This window comes from Stenotrophomonas rhizophila (assembly GCF_000661955.1).
In the GTDB taxonomy this organism is placed as follows: domain Bacteria; phylum Pseudomonadota; class Gammaproteobacteria; order Xanthomonadales; family Xanthomonadaceae; genus Stenotrophomonas; species Stenotrophomonas rhizophila.
In genome coordinates, this window is record NZ_CP007597.1 from 4,185,278 (window position 1) to 4,205,672 (window position 20,395).

Sequence of the window (20,395 nt, forward strand, 5' to 3'; positions counted from 1 at the left end):
GTCTGCTGCGGTCACCTTCCCCATCGCACATAACGGAGAGTCACGATGAGCCCCACCAATACCGAGAACCTGAAGGAACACCTGGGCGAAGCCGGTTCGCACCTGAAGTCGGCGGCCACCGCCGCGGGCGGCGCGATCAAGGGCGCCACCGGTGCCGCTGGCGACGAACTGCGTATCGGCAAGGCCAACGTCAAGGCCGAGCTGTCCGACACCGCGCTGTCGGGCCTGGCTGCCGCCGAGTTCGGTGGTGCCGCCGCCAAGGAACAGGTGGATGCCCTGATGGACAAGGGCAAGGACCTGGTGGACAGCGCCGCCGAGCTCATCCGCGAGCGTCCGCTGGCGTCCTTCGGCGTGGCCTTTGCCGCCGGTTGGATCATCGCCAAGCTGGCCCGCAGCGGCGGCGACAAGTAATCCGGCGTGAGCGATCAAGCCCAGTCGACCGCCACCGGTGGCGCGGATACCCCGCCACCGGACGGCGCTGAGAAGGCGCCCCACCTGGATGAGAGCATCCGCCAGGTGGGTGCTGCCGGTCGTGACACGGTAGAGGCGGCCAAGCACACCCTGCGGTCCCTGCGCCGGTTGGCCTCGGCCGATTTCGCGTTGGCGCGCAGTGCCTTCGGGCGGGCGCTGGCGTGGAGTGGCGTGGCGATCGTGTTCGGTGCATCGGCCTGGCTGTTGCTGGCCGGTACGCTGATCGCGCTGATGGTGCGCTGGGGCATGAGCTGGTTCCACTCGCTGCTGATTACCTCGATCCTCAGCCTGATCGTGACCGGCTATGCGATGTGGCGGGTATCGTTCTTCTTCCGCCATACCGGCATGCATGCCACGCGTCGGCAGTTGTCGCGGCTGGGGCTGTATGACGAACCGAGCGAGGAAGATCCCGATGCCGACGTCGATACGACGGGGGCCAAGCGATGAATTTTGAAGCCTTGCGGCAACGTGTACAGCGTGCCGAACTGGTGGTGGCGGTGCGGGTGGAGAAAACCCGCAGCAGCTGGTTCAGCCTCAGCGGCGCATGGCGGGCCGGTTGGACGCCGTTGCGCATCATCACCGTGGGCCTGGCCGGCGGTTTCCTGGCCGGCAAACTGGAGCCTACCGGGCTCGGGGCGAAGGTCCAGGGCGCGCGCTGGCTGCAGATGATCGGCTCGGTGTCCAACCTGTTGGCCAGTACCCAGGCCGCGTTTGCGTCGATGCAGGCCAGTGAAGCGGCCGATACCGCCGAGCAGGCCGCCGACAAGGTGGACGATGCGGTGGACAGTGGCGTGCCGCGCCAGCCGCCCGCGCCACGCGCCGCGGCCACCGCAGCGCCGCGTGTTGACGCCGATGACCAGCGCCAGCCGCAGCCGGCTGAAGCGGCGACGGATCTTTCCGAGCGCTGAGCCGCACCGGTCCACCGGCGCACTGCACCTGAAGCCCTGCCGCCGCCGCGGCGGGGTTTTTTATTGCGCGCCCCGCACGCGGTGGGCCTGGTTTTGTCCCGCCAACGAGCGGGTGCATGTGACCCCACCACCAACACGCCGCCCGCACCCGGCTTGCCCAATAATGGCGCACCTTTCCTGCCCGGCGCCCGCATGAGCGTTCCTGCCGTTTCCCTCGATGACACCGTCACCGCGCCCCCACCGCCGCGTCCGCGCGCGCCGATGTCGCTGGTGGTGCTGGCCACGCTGGCCGTGGGGTTCACGCTCTGGGCCGCGCAGGAGGTGATCCTGCCGGTGCTGCTGGCGATGTTCCTGGCGCTGGTCTGCAACCCGATCCTGCGCCTGCTGGGCAAGCTCTGGATTCCCCGCTTCCTGGGCGCGGTGCTGGTACTGGGCCTGGGCCTGAGTGGTGCCGCCGCACTGGGCGTGCAGCTGGTGGGGCCGGCCATGGAGTGGGCGCAGGAAGCGCCGCAGCAGCTGCGCAAGGTGGCTCGCCAGGTGCAGGACCTGACCAAGCCGGTGCAGCAGGCCAACCAGGCCGCGGAGAACTTCGCCCGCGTCGCCGGGGGCGAGAGCAGCCGGCGCGTGCAGATCGTGCGTACCCAGCTGGACGACCCCTACAAGGTGCTGACCCGCGCGCCACGGCTGGCCGCGTCGGTGCTGGCGGTGGTGCTGTTGACGCTGTTCTTCATGATCTATGGGCAGAACCTGCAGAAGCATGCCATCGCGCTGTTTCCCAGCCGCCAGCAACAGCGCTTCACCACCGACATCCTGCGTTCGATCGAACGCGAGGTATCGCGTTACGTCCTCACCATCACCGTCATCAACGCCCTGGTCGGGCTGGTGTTCTCCGGCGTGTTGCTGCTGCTCGGGATCAGCCTGCAGGAAGCGCTGCTGTGGGGCACCGTGGCGGCCCTGCTGAACTTCGCACCGTACGTGGGACCGCTGATCGGCGTGGCGCTGATGCTGCTGATGGGCTTTGTGGAGTTCAGCGATCCGCTCAAGGCCCTGCTGCCGGCGGCCTGCTACCTGGCCCTGCATACCATTGAAGGCCAGGTGGTCACGCCGATCGTGCTGGGCCGGCGCATGGCGATCTCGCCGTTGATCCTGATCCTGTCGCTGCTGGTGTTCGGCTGGCTGTGGGGCATGATCGGGCTGCTGCTGGCGGTGCCGCTGCTGGTCTGCGTCAAGCTGGTGCTGGCGCGGCTGGACGGCATGCACGGCTGGGCGCGGCTGCTCGAGTGAGCATGTAATGCCGAGGATTCGGCTGGCCGCACACTCATGATGCTGCCAGAATAACCGCCCTTTTTTCGGATGGACCCGGCCTTGATGTCTTCCCTTGTTACCCGTTGCCTCACCCTCGCCGGCCTTGTCACCCTCGCTGCGCCGGCGTTGGCCGCTCCCCTGCCCAGCGCCGACGTGGCCGGGCGCCAGCTGGTGGAAGCGGTCACCTGCAAGCGCCACCTGACGCCTGCGCAGTTCGCCGCCCTGGCCAAGGTGCTCAAGCCCACCGAGCTGCAGGCTTACGGCGCCCTGTCCGACGGTGAGTATGCGTTGACCACGCCGCTGCTGGTGCTGGGCCAGCCGGTGAACCGCCTGCACCTGTACGACGGCGCCAATGGCGAGGACGGCATCGACAGCTACACCGCGTACTTCAGCACTGCCAGTGTCGAGCAGATCGCCGCGCTGGCGAAGATCCGGGACAACGTAGCCGGTGACTACACCCTTGAGGTGGGGCGCCACGACCTTAACGTGCGGCAGCAGGATGGCCAGGCATCCATCGGCTGTTCCTACGACCTGCGCTGAAGGATCTTCACCGGCGGTCCCTGCGCGCGCCATGAAAGCCCGCGCGCGCAGGCGTAGAATGGCGGGGTGAATTTCCCAGTCCAAGCCATCACCCTCGACCTCGACGACACCCTGTGGCCGTTCGCCCCCATCGGCGCGCGCATCGACCAGGTGCTGTTTGAGTGGATGCTGCAACACAGCCCCGCCACCGCCGCGATGTACCCCGTGGCGGCCATGCGGGAGCTGCGCGAGCGCTCCTTCCACGACAACCCGCAGCTGCACCACGACCTGAGCGCGCTGCGCCGGTTGACCCTGCACGAAGCGCTGGAGAAAAGCGGTGCCGACCTGGCCCTGCTCGAGCCGGCCTACGAGGCGTTCTACGCCGCGCGCAACCAGGTGGAGTTCTACCCGGACGCACTGGACGCGCTGGCCCGCATCGCCGCGAAGGTGCCGGTGGCCGCGCTCAGCAACGGCAACGCCGACCTGCAGCGGATCGGCCTGGCCCACCATTTCAGCTTCCAGCTGGGCTCGCGCGAACACGGCGCGGCCAAGCCGGCGGCCAGCATTTTCCACGCTGCCTGCGACCGCCTTGGGGTTGCCCCCACCCACGTGCTGCACGTGGGCGACCACGCCGAGATGGACGTGGTGGGCGCCATGCAGGCCGGCCTGCGCGGCTGCTGGATCAACCGCGAAGCGCATGTCTGGAACCACCCTTCGCTGCAGCCTGACCTGCAGTTCGACACCCTGACCGGGCTGGCCGACTGGCTCGATGCGAACGCATCGGCACAGCACGCCTGACCACGAACGGAGCCTTTTCCCGCATGACCCAGATCAACGGTTTCACCACCGAGGCCGCCAAGGCCCTTCCGCTGCACGTGATGGAGCGTACGCAGTTCGCCGCCTGGCGCGCGCAGCAGAGCGAGGCGCTGGTTGCCTGGATCGATGCGCAGCATTTCAACGGCAGCGGTGGCAGCGTGGTGCTGCTGCCCGGCGAGCATGGCCTGGCCGGTGCGATCGTGGGCGTGGGTGATCCCGGCGATGCCTATGCGTATGCGCATGCGCCGTTCGCGCTGCCCGAAGGCACCGTGTGGAAGGTGGCCGATGCGCTGCCGGCGGATGTTGAAACCCTGCTGCACCTGGGCTGGGGCCTGGGCAGCTATCGCTTCGCGCGGTACCGCAAGCCCAACCGCGCCCCCGCGCAGCTGCTGGCCACGCCGTCGGCCGAAGTGCGCGACGTGGTGACCGCCAGCCTGCGCGTGCGCGACTGGGTCAACACCCCCACTGAAGACATGGGGCCGCAGCAGCTGGAAGACGCCGCGCGTGCGCTGGCCGACGCACATGGTGCGCAGATCGAGGTGATCACCGGTGACGCGCTGCTGGCGCAGAATTTCCCGGCCATCCACGCTGTTGGCCGCGCCTCGCACCGTGCCCCGCGCCTGATCGCGCTGCGTTGGGGCACCGCCGGCCAGCCGCATGTGGCGCTTGTGGGCAAGGGCGTGTGCTTCGACACCGGTGGCCTGGACATCAAGCCGGCCGACGGCATGCGCAACATGAAGAAGGACATGGGCGGCGCGGCGCATGCGCTGGCGCTGGCCGGGCTGATCATGGCCCAGCAGCTGCCGGTGCAGCTGACCCTGCTGATTGCCGCGGTGGAAAATGCGATCGGCCCGGATGCGTTCCGGCCGGGCGAAGTGATCGCCACCCGCAAGGGGCTGAGCATCGAAATCGACAATACCGACGCCGAAGGCCGGCTGGTGCTGTGCGATGCACTCACCTACGCCAGCGAACAGCAGCCGCAGATCGTGCTCGACTTCGCCACCCTCACCGGCGCGGCACGCATCGCGCTGGGCCCGGACCTGCCGGCGTTGTTCAGCAACGATGACACCCTGGCCCAGCAGTGGCTGCAGGCCGGCGAGCGGACCCGCGACCCGGTCTGGCGCATGCCGCTGTGGCGCCCGTACCTGCGTTACCTGCACAGCGGCATTGCCGACCTGGCCAATGCCGGCTCGCGCATGGCCGGCTCGGTCACCGCCGCGCTGTACCTGGAGCGTTTCATCGCCGAAGGCCAGGTCTGGGCGCACCTGGACGTATACGCCTGGAACGACGGCGAACGCCCGGGCCGCCCGGCCGGTGGCGAAGCGCTGGCGCTGCGCTCGGCGTGGGCAATGCTGAAGGCGCGCTACGCCTGACCCCGTAGAGCGGGACTCTGCCCCGCTGCCCGGCTGACCGACCAAACATCGTAGAGCGGGGCTCTGCCCCGCTGCCTGGCTGACCGACCGAACATCGTAGAGCGGGGCTCTGCCCCGCTGCCTGGCCGATCGATCTGCCGGGTAGAACCCGGCACTACGTGGCTGCCTGGCCGATCGATCTGCCGGGTAGAACCCAGCACTACGTGGCTGCCCGGCTGATCGGGCTGCCGGATGGAACCCGGCACTGCCCCCCGGCCAACTCTTGTCGAAAATGTGAATATCGGCGTGCGCTGCCTTCTGACACCATGCCCCTGTCGCCCACCCACACACACGTGAAGGCAGGATTCCGGACATGTCGCTCTTTGGTTACACCCGCGCCGGCCAGGAGCCGGGCGCCCCGCGTCCCCCGTCGCCGCTGCTGTGGATCGCGCTGATCGCGCTGATTGCCGGCCTGCTGGTCCTGGCGTTTGCCTGGCTGGCCGGCTGGATCGGTCGTGACCGCGCCACCGCGCAGGCCTTCACCGACAGCATCGAAGCTACCGGCCCGCCCCACCCCGGTTTCCGCCGCGCGCACAGCAAGGGCGTGTGCGTGAGTGGCAGCTTCCAGGGCACGCCGGACGGTGCCGCGTTGAGTTCGGCCCGCGTGTTCCGCCAGGCGCAGGTGCCGGTGCTGGGCCGCCTGTCGATCGGCGGCGGCGATCCGCACGGTGCCGATGCCAACGCGCGCGTGCGCAGCATGGCGCTACAGCTGGTGAGCGATGACGGCCAGGAATGGCGCACCGCGATGAACAGCTTCCCGTTCTTCGCCGTGCCCACTGCCGAGGCCTTCCTGGAACAGACCCGCGCCGGCATTCCCGACCCGGCCACCGGCAAGCCGGACCCGGCGAAGATGGCCGCGGTGCAGGCCAAATACCCCAGCGCGCGCGCCTTCGGAGAATGGGCCAAGACCGCGCCGTGGTCCAACAGCTGGGCCAACACCGACTACAACGGGGTCAACAGCTTCCGCTTCACCGCCGCCGATGGCAGCCAGCACTTCGTGCGCTGGAGCATGCGCCCCCAGGCCCCCTTCGTGGAGATGACTGCCGCGCAGCGCGCGCAGGCCGGGCTGGACTACCTGGCCGACGAGTTCGCGCAACGGCTGGCGCAGGGACCGGTGCGCTGGGACATGTGGGTGACGCTGGCCGAAGCGGGCGACCCGATCAATGACCCGTCGCAGGTGTGGCCGGCGCAGCGCCGCCAAGTCAAGGTGGGCACGCTGAGCCTGGTGTCGATGCAGCCCCAGGCCGAGGGCGCGTGCCGCGACCTCAACTACGACCCGCTGATTCTGCCCAGCGGCATCGCCGGCACCGATGATCCGATCCTGGCGGCGCGCTCGGCGGTGTATTCGCAGTCGTTCAACCGCCGCGAGCGCGAAATCGCCAGCGGCAAGGGTGCCGCCGCCACCGGCAAGGAAGGTGCGAAATGAACCGCGATACCGGCCACTTCAACCTTACCGCGCGGGTGCTGCACTGGCTGATGGCGGCGATGATCCTGACCATGCTGTTCGTGGGCGTGGGCATGGTGGCCGCGCTGCAGTGGCGGCCGATGCTGGTGGACCTGCACCGGCCGCTGGGCATCGCGATCCTGCTGCTGGTGCTGGTGCGCCTGTACAACCGCTTGCGCCACCGGCCGCCGCCGTTGCCGGCCGACCTGCCGGCCTGGCAGGCCGCTGCCGCGCATGCCTCGCACTGGGTGCTGTACGGGCTGATGCTGGCGATGCCGCTGGTGGGCTGGTCGATGTTGTCGGCCGGTGGGTATCCGATCGTGATGTGGTCCGGGTTCAACCTGCCGGCGATCGTGCCGCATGATCCGTCGCTGTACGCTGCGCTGCGCAATGCGCACAGCCTGCTGGCCTATGCGTTGTTCGCTACCGTGGTGGTGCATCTGTCGGCCGCGCTGTTCCACCTGTGGGTGCGCCGCGATGGGGTGTTCCAGGCGATGGCGAAGGGGCCGGGGCGCGCCGACGGTCTGGACACCGACAAGCACCGGTAGCTACCGACCGTTGGTCGGTAGATGGCCATCGGATCAGCGTTGCGAGGAGCCGGCCAGCGGCCGGCACTACCGGTGCGATTGCATTGCACCCACCAACGGTGGGTGCCTACCCGGTTGGGCGGGACGGCGGTCGGTATCGGCATCGCGCGCATTGCACCCACCAACCGTGGGTGCCTACCGGGTTGGGCGGGACGGCCATTGGTATCGGCGTTGCGCGCGTTGCACTCACCCACGGTGGGTGCCTAGCGGGCGGCGCGGTGGGCTTCGACGAGGGCGCGGTAGCGCTGGCGGTGCTGGGTGCATTTGGCCAGCACTGCCTCGGGCGTGCCGGTGGCGTAGCGCTCGCCCTTGCCCAGCAGCATGGCGTCGAAGCCGGTGCTTCTGAAGCGCTTCCCCTGGTGCCCCACGTACACGTCGATGTGCTGGTAGAACTCGGCCAGGGGCATGCTCGCGCGCGGATCGCGGGCGCCGATTTGGTGGTCCTGGCCGTGGGTGGGAACGGTGGCCGGCCGCACCGCGCCTTCCACGTGCGGTAGGTTCGCCTCGATCCACGCGAATTCTTCCAGCGGCAGGCTGGCCATGCCCATCTCCAGCTTGGCCAGGCGCGGCAGCGCCAGCAGCGCGCCCATCACCGGCGACACCTTCGGCGCGCGGAACCACGACACATTCAGTCGCTCCAGCGCCGGCAGGCCGGCAAGAAAGGCGAAATCGTCCACGGGCTGGTTCCAGTCCAGCGTGCCCAGAAGGGTCAGGTCGCGCAATGCAGTGGCGCCGGCCAGGCCGGAAAAATCGTGCACCCGCCGCAGGTTCTCCATGTGCAGCGCCTGCAGCGCCGGCAGGCGGCCCACGGGCGACAGATCGGAAAACGCCGAGACGTACTCCAGCACCAGTTCGCGCAGCCCGTGCATGCCCTCCAGCATCGCCAGCGTCTTCGGCCGCGCATGGCTGATCCGCAACGCGGTCAGCTGCGGCAGCTGCGCCAAGGCAGCCAGCTGGGCCTGGTCGGGTTCGTGCAGGGTCAGTTCGCGCAGCGCTTCCAGTTGCAGCACGCGCACCCAGTTGCGGTCGTGGCGGGTCAACGTGAGCCGGGTGGCGTCGTCGGGCGCGTCGGCCACGTCCTCGTAATGGCACGCCCAGCGCTGCGCGTTCGGCGTGATCGTCCACACCCCGCTGGCACGGTCGATGAGATCGGCGAAGTGGTGTTTCATCGGGTGCGCATCCGGTCCATGGAACGCACAGGATACCCGCTCGCCTACAGCCAGCCTTTCTGCCGCGCCAGTCGATACGCTTCGATGCGGTTGGCCACGCCCAGTTTGCCGATGCATTCGGACAGGTAGTTGCGCACGGTGCCGTGCGACAAGCCTAGTTGGGTGGCGATCTCGCTGGCCGAACGCCCGTCGCCAGACAAGCGCAGCACCTGGCGTTCGCGGTCGTTGAGCGGGTCGGCCTGCGACCAGGCATCCAACGCCAGCTGCGGGTCGATCGCACGTCCGCCGCGCTGCACCTGGCGCAGGGCATCGGCCAGGCGTTCGGCCGGGGCGTCCTTGAGCAGGTAGCCGCACACCCCGGCATCCAGCGCGCGGCGCAGGAAGCCCGAGCGCGCGAAGGTGGTCACGATCACCACCTTGATCGGCAACTGCTGGCGCGCGATGCGCTGGGCCAGCTCCAGCCCGGACAGACCGGGCATTTCGATGTCGGTGACCAGGATGTCCGGCTGCAGCTGCTGCAGCATGCGCCAGGCTGCCTCGCCATCGGCGGCGCTGCCGAGCACCTCGATGTCCGGCTCCAGACCCAGCAGGGCCGACAGCGCGCCGCGCACCATCGCCTGGTCTTCGGCCAATACGATGCGGATCATGCCGGCCCGCCCGCGGGCAGCGATGGTGCCGTCGGCAGGTCGGCCGGCAAGGCGGCCACCGCCGCGGTTGCCGCTGGCAGCGGCACGCGCACCGTGACGCAGGTGCCCTCGCCCTTCACCGACTGCACCACCAGCGTGCCGCGCAATGCCGTCACCCGTTCGCGCATGCCACCCAGCCCGTTGCCGTCGGCCTGCACGCCGCCACGGCCATCATCGCGGATCTCCATCAGCAAGCTGCGCCCTTCCTGTTCAAAGCGTATCCAGGCCTGGTGTGCCTGCGCGTGCCGGGCGATGTTGGTGGCCGCCTCGCGCAGCACCAGCGACAACCCGCGCTCCACATCCGGCGGCATCGGCGGCGGCGGCGCGTAATGCAGGTGCACGTGCTGGCATTCCAGCAACAGCCGCGCCGACGCCAGCTCGGCTGCCAGGTCGCTGGCGCGGATGCCGGTGACCGCGCTGCGCACTTCGGCCAAGGCCTGGCGCGCGATCGCTTCGGCCTCGGTTACTTCGCGGCGCGAGCCCTGCGGGTCGCGGTCGGCCAGCTTGCGCGACAGTTCCAGCTTCAGCGTGATCAGCGACAGCGTGTGCCCCAGCAGGTCGTGCAGGTCACGGCCGATGCGCTCGCGTTCGGCGGTGGCGGCCAGACGGCGCACTTCCTCCTGCGACAGCTGCAGCGCCGCGTCACGGTCCTTGTTGGCCCGTTCCACGTTGATGACGATGCCGAGGATGAGGCCCATCGAGGGAATCCACACCACCAGCTGCCACGGGTAGCCCACCCACAAGGCGACCACCACGAACAGGCCGTTGAGCGCCAGCAGCTGCAGCATGTAGCGCAGCATGCTGGTGTCGCGGCACACCCGCAGCATCACGCACCCGAAGATGAAGTAGCTGATGCCCGAGGGATAGAACGGCAGCAGCGCCAGGCCCATGGCCACCATGGCCAGCGCATAACGCGGCCCGTGGTGGCGGGGCGCCAGCAGCAGGCGCACATACAGGACCAAGAACACCGGGTAGGTGAGCAGGGTCAACCACAACCACTCCAGCGTGTAGCCCGTGCCGAAGATGGGGGTGAAGAACACCCAGCCGGTCCACAACAGGTGGACCGCGTCGGCCCAGGCCGGCTTGCCACGGCGCAGGTTGTCGGCCACCGACGAATCCGGCGCGGGGCGCAGCAGCGAGGCGATCCAGCGCGAAGGCACGGTCGGTTCCAGGGCGGGGCGGTCAGGCGCGATCATGCCAGTTTCGTCCGCCGCTTAGCCAACCCGGCGCAGGCGCCGCCGCGCCAGCCCCAGCGCCACACCGGTGACCGCCAGCAACACCGCGATGTGCACCCACGTGCTGCCCTGGGCCGGCATGCCCACCGCCGGCAGCGCCAGTTGGGCCAGGTGCCAGGTGGGCCACAGCGGGGCCAGCGCGGAAAACACCGGCGGCAGGATCGACAGCGGCAGCCACAGCCCCGACAGCAGCGCCAGCGGCAGGTACACCAGGTTGACCACCGCCGGGGCTGCACTGGCACTGACATGGCTGCCGATCCACAGCCCGATCGCGCCCAGCGGCAGCGCGGCGAAGCCGGCCACGGCCAGCAGCCGCAGCACCATCGCTGGCGCCAGGCCCACCCCGGCCGGGGCGGCCACCCCCAGCAGCACCAGCGCCACCAGCAGCGCGAACAGCACCGCCATCAGCAGCCGCGCCAGCAACGGGGCCATCGGCGGCAACGGCAGCGCGCGCTTCAGCGTGAGCAGGCCGCCTTCGCGGTCCAGCGCCAGCTGCACGCCGAAGCCGAACAGCGCCGGTGCCATCGCGCCGAACACGCAGTAGGTGGCCAGCAGGTACTGCGGCGCGTGACCGCGACCGAGCAGTATCCCGAACAGCGCATAGAACAGCACCGGAAACAGCAGCGAAGGCAGCGCGAAGGCCGGCGTGCGCCAGGCGCGGCGCAGTTCGCACAGCGCTTCGGCGCGGTAGATCCGCCAGCTGGAGGCGCGCGGGTGCGCGGTCGGTACGGTGGTCAGGGTATTCATGCGGCCTCCCGGGTCAGTTCGACGAAGGCGTCGGCCAGGCCGCCGCCGTGTACCTCCAGCTCCTGCAGCTGCGGGTCTTCGGCCAGCAGCCGCGCCACCACCGGCTCGGCCGGTTCGGCCAGCAGCTGCAGGCGCAGCCCATCGCGCTGCACCTCGCGCACGCCGGGCCAGGTTTTGAGTACCTCGGCATCCAGCGCGCTGCGGCAGCGGATCCGGCGCGGGGCCAGTTGCTGGCGGAACTGCGCCAACGGTCCGTCGGCCAGTACCCGTCCCTGTTCGATCACCACCACGCGCTGGGCCAGTGCTTCGGCCTCTTCCAGATAGTGGGTGGTCAGCAGCACGCCGCAGCCTTCGCTGGCCAGCTGCCCGATCGCCTGCCACAGCGCCTGCCGGGCCTGGATGTCCAGGCCGGTGGTGGGCTCGTCGAGGAACAGCAGCTGCGGCCGCCCGCACAGCGCGATGGCGAACTGCACGCGGCGCTGCTGGCCGCCGGACAGCTGGCCGTAACGGCGCCGTGCCAGATCGGCCAGCCCGGCCAGTGCCAGGCACTCTTCCAGAGGGCGTGGGTCGTCGTAGCAGGCGCTGGCCAGCGCAATCAGTTCATCCACCTGCAGCACCGGCGGCAAGGCGGTGCTCTGCAGCATCACCCCGATGCCCCGCCGGCTGGCCCGCTGTTGCGGGTCGCCGCCCAGCAGCTCGGCCTGGCCAGCATCCAGGGCGCGCAGGCCCAGCAGTACCGAAATCGCGGTGCTCTTGCCCGCGCCGTTGCGGCCGAGCAGGGCCAGCACTTCGCCGCGCTGCAGCGAGAAGCTCACGCCCTGCAGTGCGGCGACAGCACCGTAATGCACCTGCGCGTCGCGCAGCGTGGCCAAGGCAGTCGGGCAGGAAACGGACATCGGGACACTCCGTAGCGGGTTCGGCACAGCGTCGCGCTGCGGCGGCCCCGGTCCCAGTGGCCACCGTCAGCGCAAGCAGGTGACAGCTGTCACTGCCGTCGCGCCCGGCCGGTGGGCATGCTGTGCACCTCCCGGCCCGGTGCCGGTTTGTCCCCGACCGCCGTTGCGGTCACACTCGGCCCGATTCCCCGTCCAGACTCACGATGAACGCATCCGCTGAACTGCTCAAGGAACTCCGCATCGACCGCAAGGCGCCCCCGCCGCCGTCCGCGCCCCGCCGTGGGCTGTGGATCGGGGTGGCCATCGTCGCCGTGCTCCTGCTCGTTGGCATCGGCTGGTTCCTGTTCGGCCGGCAACGCCCGATCGAGGTGACCACCGCGCCGGTGGTGGCCATCCAGCAGGGCGGCGCCAGCGGTTCGGTGCTCGATGCCAGCGGCTACGTGGTGGCGCGGCGCATGGCCACGGTGTCGGCCAAGATCACCGGCAAGGTGCGCGAGGTGATGATCGAAGAAGGCATGCGGGTGGAAGAAGGCCAGGTGATGGCCACGCTCGACCCGATCGATGCCAACGCCCAGCGCAGCCTGTCGGCCTCGCAGCTGGAGGCCGCGCGCAGCCAGCTGGCCGGGCTGCAGGCGCAGGTGGCGCAGGCCAACTCCGAAGCTGGCCGCCTGCAGACGCTGGTGGGCCAGCAGCTGGTGTCGCGCTCGCAGTACGACCTGGCCATCGCCCAGCGCGACAGCCTGCGCGCGCAGCTGCGTACCGCCGAACGCAACACCACGGTGGCCAACGATGCCCTGGCCATCGCCGACCTGGGCGTGGACAACAACACCGTGCGCGCACCGTTCTCCGGCGTGGTAACCGCCAAGGCCGCGCAGCCGGGCGAGATCGTGTCGCCATTGTCGGCCGGCGGTGGCTTCACCCGCACCGGTATCGGCACCATCGTGGACATGGAGTCGCTGGAGATCGAAGTAGAGGTGGGCGAGTCGTTCATTGGCCGCGTGCAACCGAAGATGCCGGTCGAAGCCACGCTCAACGCCTACCCGGACTGGAAGATTCCAGCCGAGGTGATCGCCATCATTCCCACCGCCGACCGCGGCAAGGCCACGGTCAAGGTGCGCGTGGCGCTGAAGGTGAAAGACCCGCGCATCGTGCCGGAGATGGGCGTGCGGGTGAGCTTCCTCGAGGCCGCACAACCGGCGCAGGCGGCCGCCCCGAAGGGCGTGCGCGTGCCGGCGGCCGCGCTCGTGGAACGCGAACAGAAGACCGTCGCCTTCGCGGTGAAGGACGACCAGCGCGTGGAACAGCGCACGGTCACCGCCGGCGCCACGCTCAACACCGACCGCCAGGTCAGCCAGGGGCTGAGCGCGGGCGAGGTGGTGGTGCTGGACCCGCCCGAGGCGCTGAAGGACGGCAGCAAGGTCGTGGAAGCCAGTAAGTAGGCGGCGCCGCCGCGCAAGGCGGCGCAACCCAGTGTGTGACCCGCGCGCCCCCGCGCGCGGCCTCGAACGTGCGCTACCCGTGCCGTGCAGGCGCGCAGGCTGGCCGCTGTCTGCCACCGCGCATCCCACCCGGGCACGGCCCTCATTCCGCCGCAGGCAGGCACGGCTGCTGCATGCCGGTGCGTCTTCGATCCGCCTTGATCCACGGAGAACCGTCCATGTCGACCCTGGTTTCGCTCCGCAACATCACCAAGACCTACCAGCGTGGCCCCGAGAAGGTGCAGGTGCTGCACGGCATCGATCTGGACATCCAGCGCGGCGATTTCGTCGCGTTGATGGGCCCGTCCGGCTCGGGCAAGACCACCCTGCTCAACCTGATCGGCGGGCTGGACACGCCCAGCGACGGTGAGATCGAGATCGAAGGCGAACGCATCGACCGCATGAGCGGCGGCCAGCTGTCCACCTGGCGCAGCCACCACGTCGGCTTCGTGTTCCAGTTCTACAACCTGATGCCGATGCTGACCGCGCAGAAGAACGTGGAACTGCCGCTGCTGCTTACCCACCTGGGCGCGGCCCAGCGCAAGCGCAACGCCGAGATCGCGCTGACCCTGGTGGGCCTGGCCGACCGCCGCAGCCACCGCCCCAATGAGCTGTCCGGCGGTCAGCAGCAGCGCGTGGCGATCGCGCGGGCAATCGTGTCCGACCCCACCTTCCTGATCTGCGACGAGCCCACCGGCGACCTGGACCGGCAGTCGGCCGAGGAGATCCTGGGCCTGCTGCAGCAGCTCAACCGCGAGCACGGCAAGACCATCATCATGGTCACCCACGACCCCAAGGCCGCCGAGTACGCCACCCACACCGTGCACCTGGACAAGGGCGAACTGGCCAGCGCGCCAGCGGCCCACTGACGGAGGATGCCGCGATGAAGTATTTCTCGCTGGTCTGGGCCCAGCTGTTCCGCAGCAAGACACGTACGCTGCTGACCCTGCTGTCGGTGGTGGCCGCGTTCCTGCTGTTTGGCATGCTCGATTCGGTGCGTGTGGCGTTCAACTCCGGCGGTGAGACCATCGAAGGCGCCAAGCGGCTGGTGGTGTCCTCCAAGCTGTCGATCACCCAGAGCCTGCCGTTGCGCCTGCTGCGCGACATCGAGGCCACCCCGGGCGTGCGCAAGGTGAACTACGCGATGTGGTTCGGGGGCATCTACCAGGACCCGAAGAACTTCTTCCCCAGTTTCTCGGTGTCGGACAACTACATGGACCTGTACCCGGAGTTCGAGCTGCCGCCGGCGCAGGCCGAGGCGTTCAAGAACACCCGTACCGGCGCCATCGTGGGCGAGACCCTGGCCAAGCGCTTCGGCTGGAAGCTGGGCGACACCATCCCGATGCAGGCCACCATCTTCCCGCGCAAGGGCAGCAACGACTGGCCGCTGGAACTGGTGGGCATCTACCGGGCCAAGGACCGCAACAACGCCGGCGCGGAGAACCAGTTGCTGCTGCACTGGAGCTACTTCGACGAGTCCAACGATTACATCAAGAACCAGGTCAGCTTCTACACCGTGCAGCTGGACAACCCGGCGCATGCCTCGCGCGTGGCCCAGGCGATCGATGCGCTGTCGCTCAATTCCGACCGCGAAACCAAGTCGCAGACCGAAGCGGCGTTCTCGCAGGCGTTCGCCAAGCAGTTCGCCGACATCGGCCTGATCGTCACCGGCATCATGGCCGCGGTGTTCTTCACCCTGGTACTGCTGACCGGCAACACCATGGCGCAGGCGGTACGCGAGCGCATCCCGGAACTGGCCATCCTCAAGACACTGGGCTTCAAGGACGGCACCGTGCTGGTGCTGGTGATGGTGGAGTCGGTGCTGTTGATCGTGCTGGGCGGGCTGATCGGCATGGGCCTGGCCGCGATCCTGATGCCGGCCATCAGCGCCAATAGCCAGGGCATGATCAGCCTGCCGGGCGTGCCTGCGCAGACCTGGGCCATGGCGCTGGGCCTGATGGCGGTGATCGGGGTGGTAGTGGGCCTGCTGCCGGCATTGCGCGCGCAGCGGTTGAAGATCGTCGACGCACTGGCCGGACGCTGAGGAGCCCACCATGAAGACGCACTGGATGTGGAACGTGTTGACCGTGCTGCTGCTGGCGGTGGCCCTGGTGGTCTGGATCGTGCTGCCGTGGCCGGCGGTACTGGCCATCGCGGTGGCCGTGGCGGCCTGGCTGCTGCTGACCCGCAGCGGTCGGTTGTCGCTGGCGGCCGCACGCATCGGCATTGCCAGCCTGCCGCAGCGCTGGGGTGCCTCGTCGGTGATCGTGGTCGGCATTGCCGGCGTGGTCGGCGTGCTGGTGGCGATGCTGGCGATGGGCGACGGCTTCAAGGCCACGCTCAACCGCAGCGGCAGCGACGACGTGGCCATCGTGCTGCGCGGTGGTTCGCAGGCCGAGACCAACTCGGTGATCATGCGCGACCAGCTGCCGCTGATCCAGAGCCTGCCCGGCGTGGCCCGTGGCACCGATGGCAAGCCGCTGGTGTCGGCCGAGCTGTCGCAGGTGATCAGCCTGCTCTCGCGCAGCGACCACAGCGACACCAACGTGCAGTTCCGCGGGGTCGGCGACAAGGCGTGGGAGGTGCGCAAGACGATCCGCATCATTGAAGGCCGCCGCTTCAAGCCCGGCCTGCGCGAGATCGTGGTGGGCAAGGGGGCCAAGGCGCAGTTCGAGGGCCTGGAGGTAGGCAAGACCCTGCAGCTGGGCAAGCAGGACTGGACCGTGGTGGGCGTGTTCGCCTCCAACGACGTGCACGAGTCCGAGCTGTGGGCCGACACCCAGACCCTGTCCACCACCTACAACCGCAGTGCCTACCAGTCGGTCAATGTGCGCACCGACGGCACGGCCGGATTTGCGCGCTTCAAGGCAGCGATGGAGGCCGACCCGCGGCTGAAGCTGGACGTGGAAACCAGCCGCGCGTACTACAGCAAGCAGTCCGGCGGATTGAGCAAGCTGATCAGCATCCTGGGCACGGTGATCGGCACGATCATGGCCATCGGCGCGGTGTTCGGCGCCCTCAACACGATGTACGCGGCCGTGGCCACGCGCGCGCGGGAGATCGCCACCATGCGCGCGATCGGGTTCCGTGGCCTGCCGGTGGTGACGGCGGTGATGCTGGAAACCATGCTGCTGGCGCTGCTTGGCGGCCTGCTCGGCGGGCTGGTGGCCTGGCTGGTGTTCAACAACTACACCGTGTCCACGCTGGGCAACAACTTCAGCCAGGTGGTGTTCCAGTTCCAGGTGTCCCCGCAGCTGTTGTGGACGGGGCTGAAGTGGGCGCTGGGCATCGGGCTGGTGGGTGGGCTGTTCCCGGCCCTGCGTGCAGCACGCCTGCCGATCACCACGGCACTGCGCGAGACCTGACACCGCAATAGAGGCACCCGCGCGCGCGTTTGCGCACACGCGATAGCAGGCCACGAACCGCATCCGCAAGGGTGCGGTTTTTTTTGCGTAGCCACCCGTGGGGTGGCTCTACCGGTTTTTTGCGTAGCCACCCATGGGGTGGCTCTACCGGGTGGCGGATGCTGAACGCTTGTCGTTGTGCGCGTCTGCCGGCACTCAAGTTGCAGGGTGCATCGCCGTTATCGGTGCCTCTGCCTGCATCAGTGCGATGCACTGCACACACGACGGCGCGCATTGGAAAAAGATAGTTCGCCAACCCGCGAATTTGTCAGCCATCGTTCATTTTTGGCTGTTTTTATGCTTTCAAGTGAAAGTAAAAATTTTGAAAAGTCATTAGACTCCCGCCCCCCGCGTCGTGATGTTGTTCCCCACGTCGCCCGCAAGGGCGCTTGTTTTTCCTGAAAAGAGATATCGCACGGATGTATTTGAAGACCCACCCGCTGCGCAACGCGATTGCCATCGCGCTTGTTGCCAGCTGCAGTGCCCCTGCCTTCGCCCAGACCGCCACTGACGGCACCACCAATCTGGACCGCATTGAAATCACCGGCTCGCGCATCCGCCAGGCCAGCGTCGAGAGCGCCCAGCCGGTCGTCGCGCTGAACCGCGCCGAGATTGAGAAGAAGGGCTACGTCAACGTCGCCGACATCCTGCAGGACGTAACCGCGGCCGGTGCGCCGGCGATGAGCCGCGCCAACTCGCTGGAGTCGGGCCGCGATTTCGGCGGCATGTACGTCAGCCTGCGCAACCTGGGCCCGGAACGCAGCCTGGTGCTGATCGACGGCCGCCGCATGGGCGTTTCCGCCGCCGGTTATTCCGATCTTGCCTCGATCCCGTCCTCGATCGTGGACCGCGTGGAAGTGCTGACCGACGGCGCCTCGGCGCTGTACGGCTCGGACGCCATCGCCGGCGTGGTCAACATCATCACCCGCAAGAACTTCGACGGCGCGGAAGTGAACGCCTACGTCGGCCAGTACAGCGAAGGCGACGGCCAGAAGACCGGCTACAGCGCCACCTTCGGCAAGACCTTCGACCGTGGCTGGGTCACCGTTGGCGGCGAGTACTCCGACGAAGATGCAGTGCTGGGCAGCGCGCGTGAGTTCACCGCCTACCCGAACGGCCCGCGCCACCCGACTGACGGCCTGAGCGGCGTCACCCCGTGGGGCTATGCCACTGTCGACGGCAAGAACCTGAGCGTGGGCCCGGGCGGCGACCCGACCCAGCTGGGCAACTTCGTGCCGGCCAACAAGGCCAACGATGCCAACACCAAGAGCAACATGAGCCTGCTCACCGGCCTGCAGCGCAAGTCGGTGTTTGCCAACGGTGGCTTTGCCATCAACGACAACCTGCGCCTGGTGGCCGACGCGCTGTACACCGAGCGTGAGTCGACCAAGCAGCTGGCCGGCTACCCGTACCAGAGCACCGGCTCGCGTGCGCTGCTGTCCAAGGACAGCGCGTTCAACCCGTTCGGCCGTGACGTGGCGTTCGCGCACCGCACCGAAGAACTGCCGCGCGCCACCGAAAACAACCTCACCACCAAGCGCGCCAGCGTGGGCGTGGAAGGCAGCTTCGAAACCGGTTCGCGGTACTGGGACTGGAACGTGAGCTACATGTACAACCGCAACGAAGGCGAGCGCATCGGTACGGGCAGCATGTACCAGCCGAACGTCAACCAGTCGGTCGGTCCGTCGTTCCTGGATGCCAACGGCGTGGCCCATTGCGGCAGCGTCGGCAACGTGATCGCCGGTTGCACGCCGTGGAACCCGCTGGCGCCGATGGGCTACACCGGCCCGGGCGCACTGGGCAACCAGGACGTGCAGGACTTCCTGTTCACCCGCTTCACCGACAAGATGCAGAGCACCACCAAGGTGGCCAGCGCGAACATCTCCGGCTCGCTGTTCAGCCTGTCGGCCGGTGACATCATGGGCGCCATGGGCTTCGAGCACCGCAGCGAAGAATCCAGCTACGACCCGGACATGATGGTGCAGAAGGGCCAGATTGCCGGCACCTCCGGCCAGCCGACCCGTGGCGACTACTCGCTCAACGAAGCCTACCTGGAACTGCAGGTGCCGCTGCTGGCCGACATGGCCTTCGCGCGCGAGCTGTCGCTGGACATGGCCGCCCGTTACTCGGACTACAGCAACTTCGGTTCGACCACCAACACCAAGTTCGGCCTGAAGTGGAAGCCGATCGACAGCCTGCTGGTGCGCGCCACCTACGGCACCGGCTTCCGCGCACCGACGGTGGAAGATCTGTACGGCGGCACGGTCACCACGCGTGATTCGTACACCGACCCGTGCGACATGACCTTCGGCGCTGCGGCCAACAACCCGCAGGTGCTGGCACGCTGCCTGGCCAAGGGCGTTCCGGCCAACTTCCACCAGCTCGCCGCCGACGGCAATGCCGCCACGGTACCGGGCCAGCAGGGTGGCACCGACTTCACCTCCGGCTCCAACGCCGATCTGAAGCCGGAAACGGCCAAGACCTGGACCGTGGGCCTGGTGTACAGCCCGGAGTTCGTGTCGGGCCTGGACCTGAGCCTGGACTGGTGGAAGATCCGCATCAACGACGTGATCGTCGGTGAGTCGGCCACGGACATGCTCAACCAGTGCTACGTGCAGGGCGTGGACGCAGCCTGCAGCCGCTTCACCCGCAGCAAGTCGGGGAAGACCATCGGTCAGGTCAGCAGCCTGGACCGCACCCTGCTCAACGCCGGCTACCAGGAAACGGCCGGCTATGACATTTCGGTGCGCTACCGCCTGCCGGAAATGGCGATCGGCAAGTTCGCGATCACCTGGAACACCACGTATGTGGATTACCTGGAACGCAAGAACGACAACGTCGACACCACGCCGGTGCGCCAGTACACGGGCTGGGAAGGCAACTTCCGCGTGCGCTCGAACCTGAATCTGGATTGGCAGTACGGCAATCTTGGCCTGGGCTGGACGGCACGTTACTACTCGGGCATGCAGGAAAACTGCGCATTCGCCACCGAGTGCAGCAACCCGGACTTCAGCTCGCCGTACACCGGCAACCAGGGCATCAACAAGGTGGGTTCGAACACCTTCCATGACATCCAGATGCGTTACATCCTGCCGTGGAACGGCACCATCTCGATGGGCATGAACAACGTGTTCGACCACCAGGGTCCGATCATGTACAGCCAGCCGAACAGCAGCTTCACCTACTACGGTGGCTTCGACATCGGCCGTTACATGTACATGAAGTACCAGCAGCGTTTCTGATCCACGGCTTACTCTCTCCAAGCCGTTGAATGGAAGTAAGGCGGCGCCCTCGGGCGCCGCCTTTTTTTGTTTTCTT

The 20,395-nt window shown here is 68.2% G+C and carries 19 protein-coding genes; 14 read left to right on the forward strand and 5 right to left on the reverse strand.

Features of this window, described 5'->3' with window-relative positions; translation table 11 throughout:
• Positions 1 to 45 precede the first annotated feature (45 nt).
• From DX03_RS18350 to DX03_RS18390, 9 genes are all read left to right on the forward strand, one after another.
• On the forward strand, positions 46 to 411 hold the full coding sequence (locus DX03_RS18350) for a hypothetical protein (RefSeq protein ID WP_019185548.1): 366 nt from the start codon (positions 46 to 48) through the stop codon (positions 409 to 411).
• A 6-nt stretch (positions 412 to 417) separates the two neighbouring features.
• Complete coding sequence (locus DX03_RS18355) at positions 418 to 918, forward strand: phage holin family protein (protein ID WP_038691035.1); 501 nt, start codon at positions 418 to 420, stop codon at positions 916 to 918.
• Positions 915 to 1,379, forward strand: a complete 465-nt coding sequence (locus DX03_RS18360; protein ID WP_038691036.1) for a hypothetical protein — start codon at positions 915 to 917, stop codon at positions 1,377 to 1,379. The genes DX03_RS18355 and DX03_RS18360 overlap by 4 nt, the downstream gene beginning before the upstream one ends.
• 192 nt (positions 1,380 to 1,571) lie before the next feature.
• Positions 1,572 to 2,663, forward strand: a complete 1,092-nt coding sequence (locus tag DX03_RS18365; protein ID WP_038691037.1) for an AI-2E family transporter — start codon at positions 1,572 to 1,574, stop codon at positions 2,661 to 2,663.
• An 84-nt stretch (positions 2,664 to 2,747) separates the two neighbouring features.
• A complete protein-coding gene (locus tag DX03_RS18370) occupies positions 2,748 to 3,224 on the forward strand; it encodes a hypothetical protein (RefSeq protein ID WP_038692621.1) in 477 nt (158 codons plus the stop codon).
• Between the two features lie 66 nt (positions 3,225 to 3,290).
• Entirely contained in the window at positions 3,291 to 4,001 is a 711-nt protein-coding gene (locus tag DX03_RS18375; protein WP_038691038.1) for an HAD family hydrolase, read from the forward strand.
• 23 nt (positions 4,002 to 4,024) lie between these two features.
• A complete protein-coding gene (locus DX03_RS18380; RefSeq protein WP_038691039.1) occupies positions 4,025 to 5,392 on the forward strand; it encodes a leucyl aminopeptidase family protein in 1,368 nt (455 codons plus the stop codon).
• Between the two features lie 352 nt (positions 5,393 to 5,744).
• A complete protein-coding gene (locus DX03_RS18385) occupies positions 5,745 to 6,857 on the forward strand; it encodes a catalase family peroxidase (protein ID WP_038691040.1) in 1,113 nt (370 codons plus the stop codon).
• On the forward strand, positions 6,854 to 7,423 hold the full coding sequence (locus tag DX03_RS18390) for a cytochrome b (RefSeq protein WP_051598922.1): 570 nt from the start codon (positions 6,854 to 6,856) through the stop codon (positions 7,421 to 7,423). The genes DX03_RS18385 and DX03_RS18390 overlap by 4 nt, the downstream gene beginning before the upstream one ends.
• Before the next feature lie 242 nt (positions 7,424 to 7,665).
• Here the strand turns inward: DX03_RS18390 and DX03_RS18395 are convergent, their stop codons facing one another.
• The 5 genes from DX03_RS18395 to DX03_RS18415 are packed head-to-tail and all read right to left on the reverse strand — an operon-like array spanning position 7,666 to position 12,195.
• A complete protein-coding gene (locus DX03_RS18395; RefSeq protein WP_051598923.1) occupies positions 7,666 to 8,631 on the reverse strand; it encodes a hypothetical protein in 966 nt (321 codons plus the stop codon).
• A gap of 44 nt (positions 8,632 to 8,675) precedes the next feature.
• Positions 8,676 to 9,278: a response regulator transcription factor gene (locus tag DX03_RS18400; RefSeq protein WP_038691041.1), complete on the reverse strand. Its 603-nt coding sequence runs from the start codon at positions 9,276 to 9,278 to the stop codon at positions 8,676 to 8,678.
• Entirely contained in the window at positions 9,275 to 10,513 is a 1,239-nt protein-coding gene (locus DX03_RS18405) for a sensor histidine kinase (RefSeq protein ID WP_038691042.1), read from the reverse strand. Before DX03_RS18405 ends, DX03_RS18400 begins: the two co-directional genes overlap by 4 nt.
• A gap of 18 nt (positions 10,514 to 10,531) precedes the next feature.
• Positions 10,532 to 11,299, reverse strand: coding sequence for an ABC transporter permease (locus DX03_RS18410; RefSeq protein WP_038691043.1), 768 nt, complete (start codon positions 11,297 to 11,299; stop codon positions 10,532 to 10,534).
• Positions 11,296 to 12,195 (reverse strand): ABC transporter ATP-binding protein, encoded by a 900-nt coding sequence (locus DX03_RS18415; protein ID WP_038691044.1) that lies wholly within the window; start codon positions 12,193 to 12,195, stop codon positions 11,296 to 11,298. Before DX03_RS18415 ends, DX03_RS18410 begins: the two co-directional genes overlap by 4 nt.
• Positions 12,196 to 12,398: 203 nt before the next feature.
• On the opposite strand from DX03_RS18415, the gene DX03_RS18420 reads away from it, so the two are divergent.
• The 5 genes from DX03_RS18420 to DX03_RS18440 all read left to right on the forward strand — a co-directional run bounded on the left by DX03_RS18420 (position 12,399) and on the right by DX03_RS18440 (position 20,319).
• Positions 12,399 to 13,634: an efflux RND transporter periplasmic adaptor subunit gene (locus DX03_RS18420; RefSeq protein WP_038691045.1), complete on the forward strand. Its 1,236-nt coding sequence runs from the start codon at positions 12,399 to 12,401 to the stop codon at positions 13,632 to 13,634.
• Positions 13,635 to 13,852: 218 nt separating this feature from the next.
• A complete protein-coding gene (locus DX03_RS18425) occupies positions 13,853 to 14,542 on the forward strand; it encodes an ABC transporter ATP-binding protein (protein ID WP_038691046.1) in 690 nt (229 codons plus the stop codon).
• 14 nt (positions 14,543 to 14,556) lie between these two features.
• Positions 14,557 to 15,717: an ABC transporter permease gene (locus DX03_RS18430; RefSeq protein WP_038691047.1), complete on the forward strand. Its 1,161-nt coding sequence runs from the start codon at positions 14,557 to 14,559 to the stop codon at positions 15,715 to 15,717.
• 10 nt (positions 15,718 to 15,727) lie between these two features.
• Positions 15,728 to 17,038, forward strand: a complete 1,311-nt coding sequence (locus tag DX03_RS18435) for an ABC transporter permease (protein ID WP_038691048.1) — start codon at positions 15,728 to 15,730, stop codon at positions 17,036 to 17,038.
• A 458-nt stretch (positions 17,039 to 17,496) separates the two neighbouring features.
• Complete coding sequence (locus DX03_RS18440) at positions 17,497 to 20,319, forward strand: TonB-dependent receptor plug domain-containing protein (RefSeq protein WP_038691049.1); 2,823 nt, start codon at positions 17,497 to 17,499, stop codon at positions 20,317 to 20,319.
• The last annotated feature ends 76 nt before the right edge of the window (positions 20,320 to 20,395 follow it).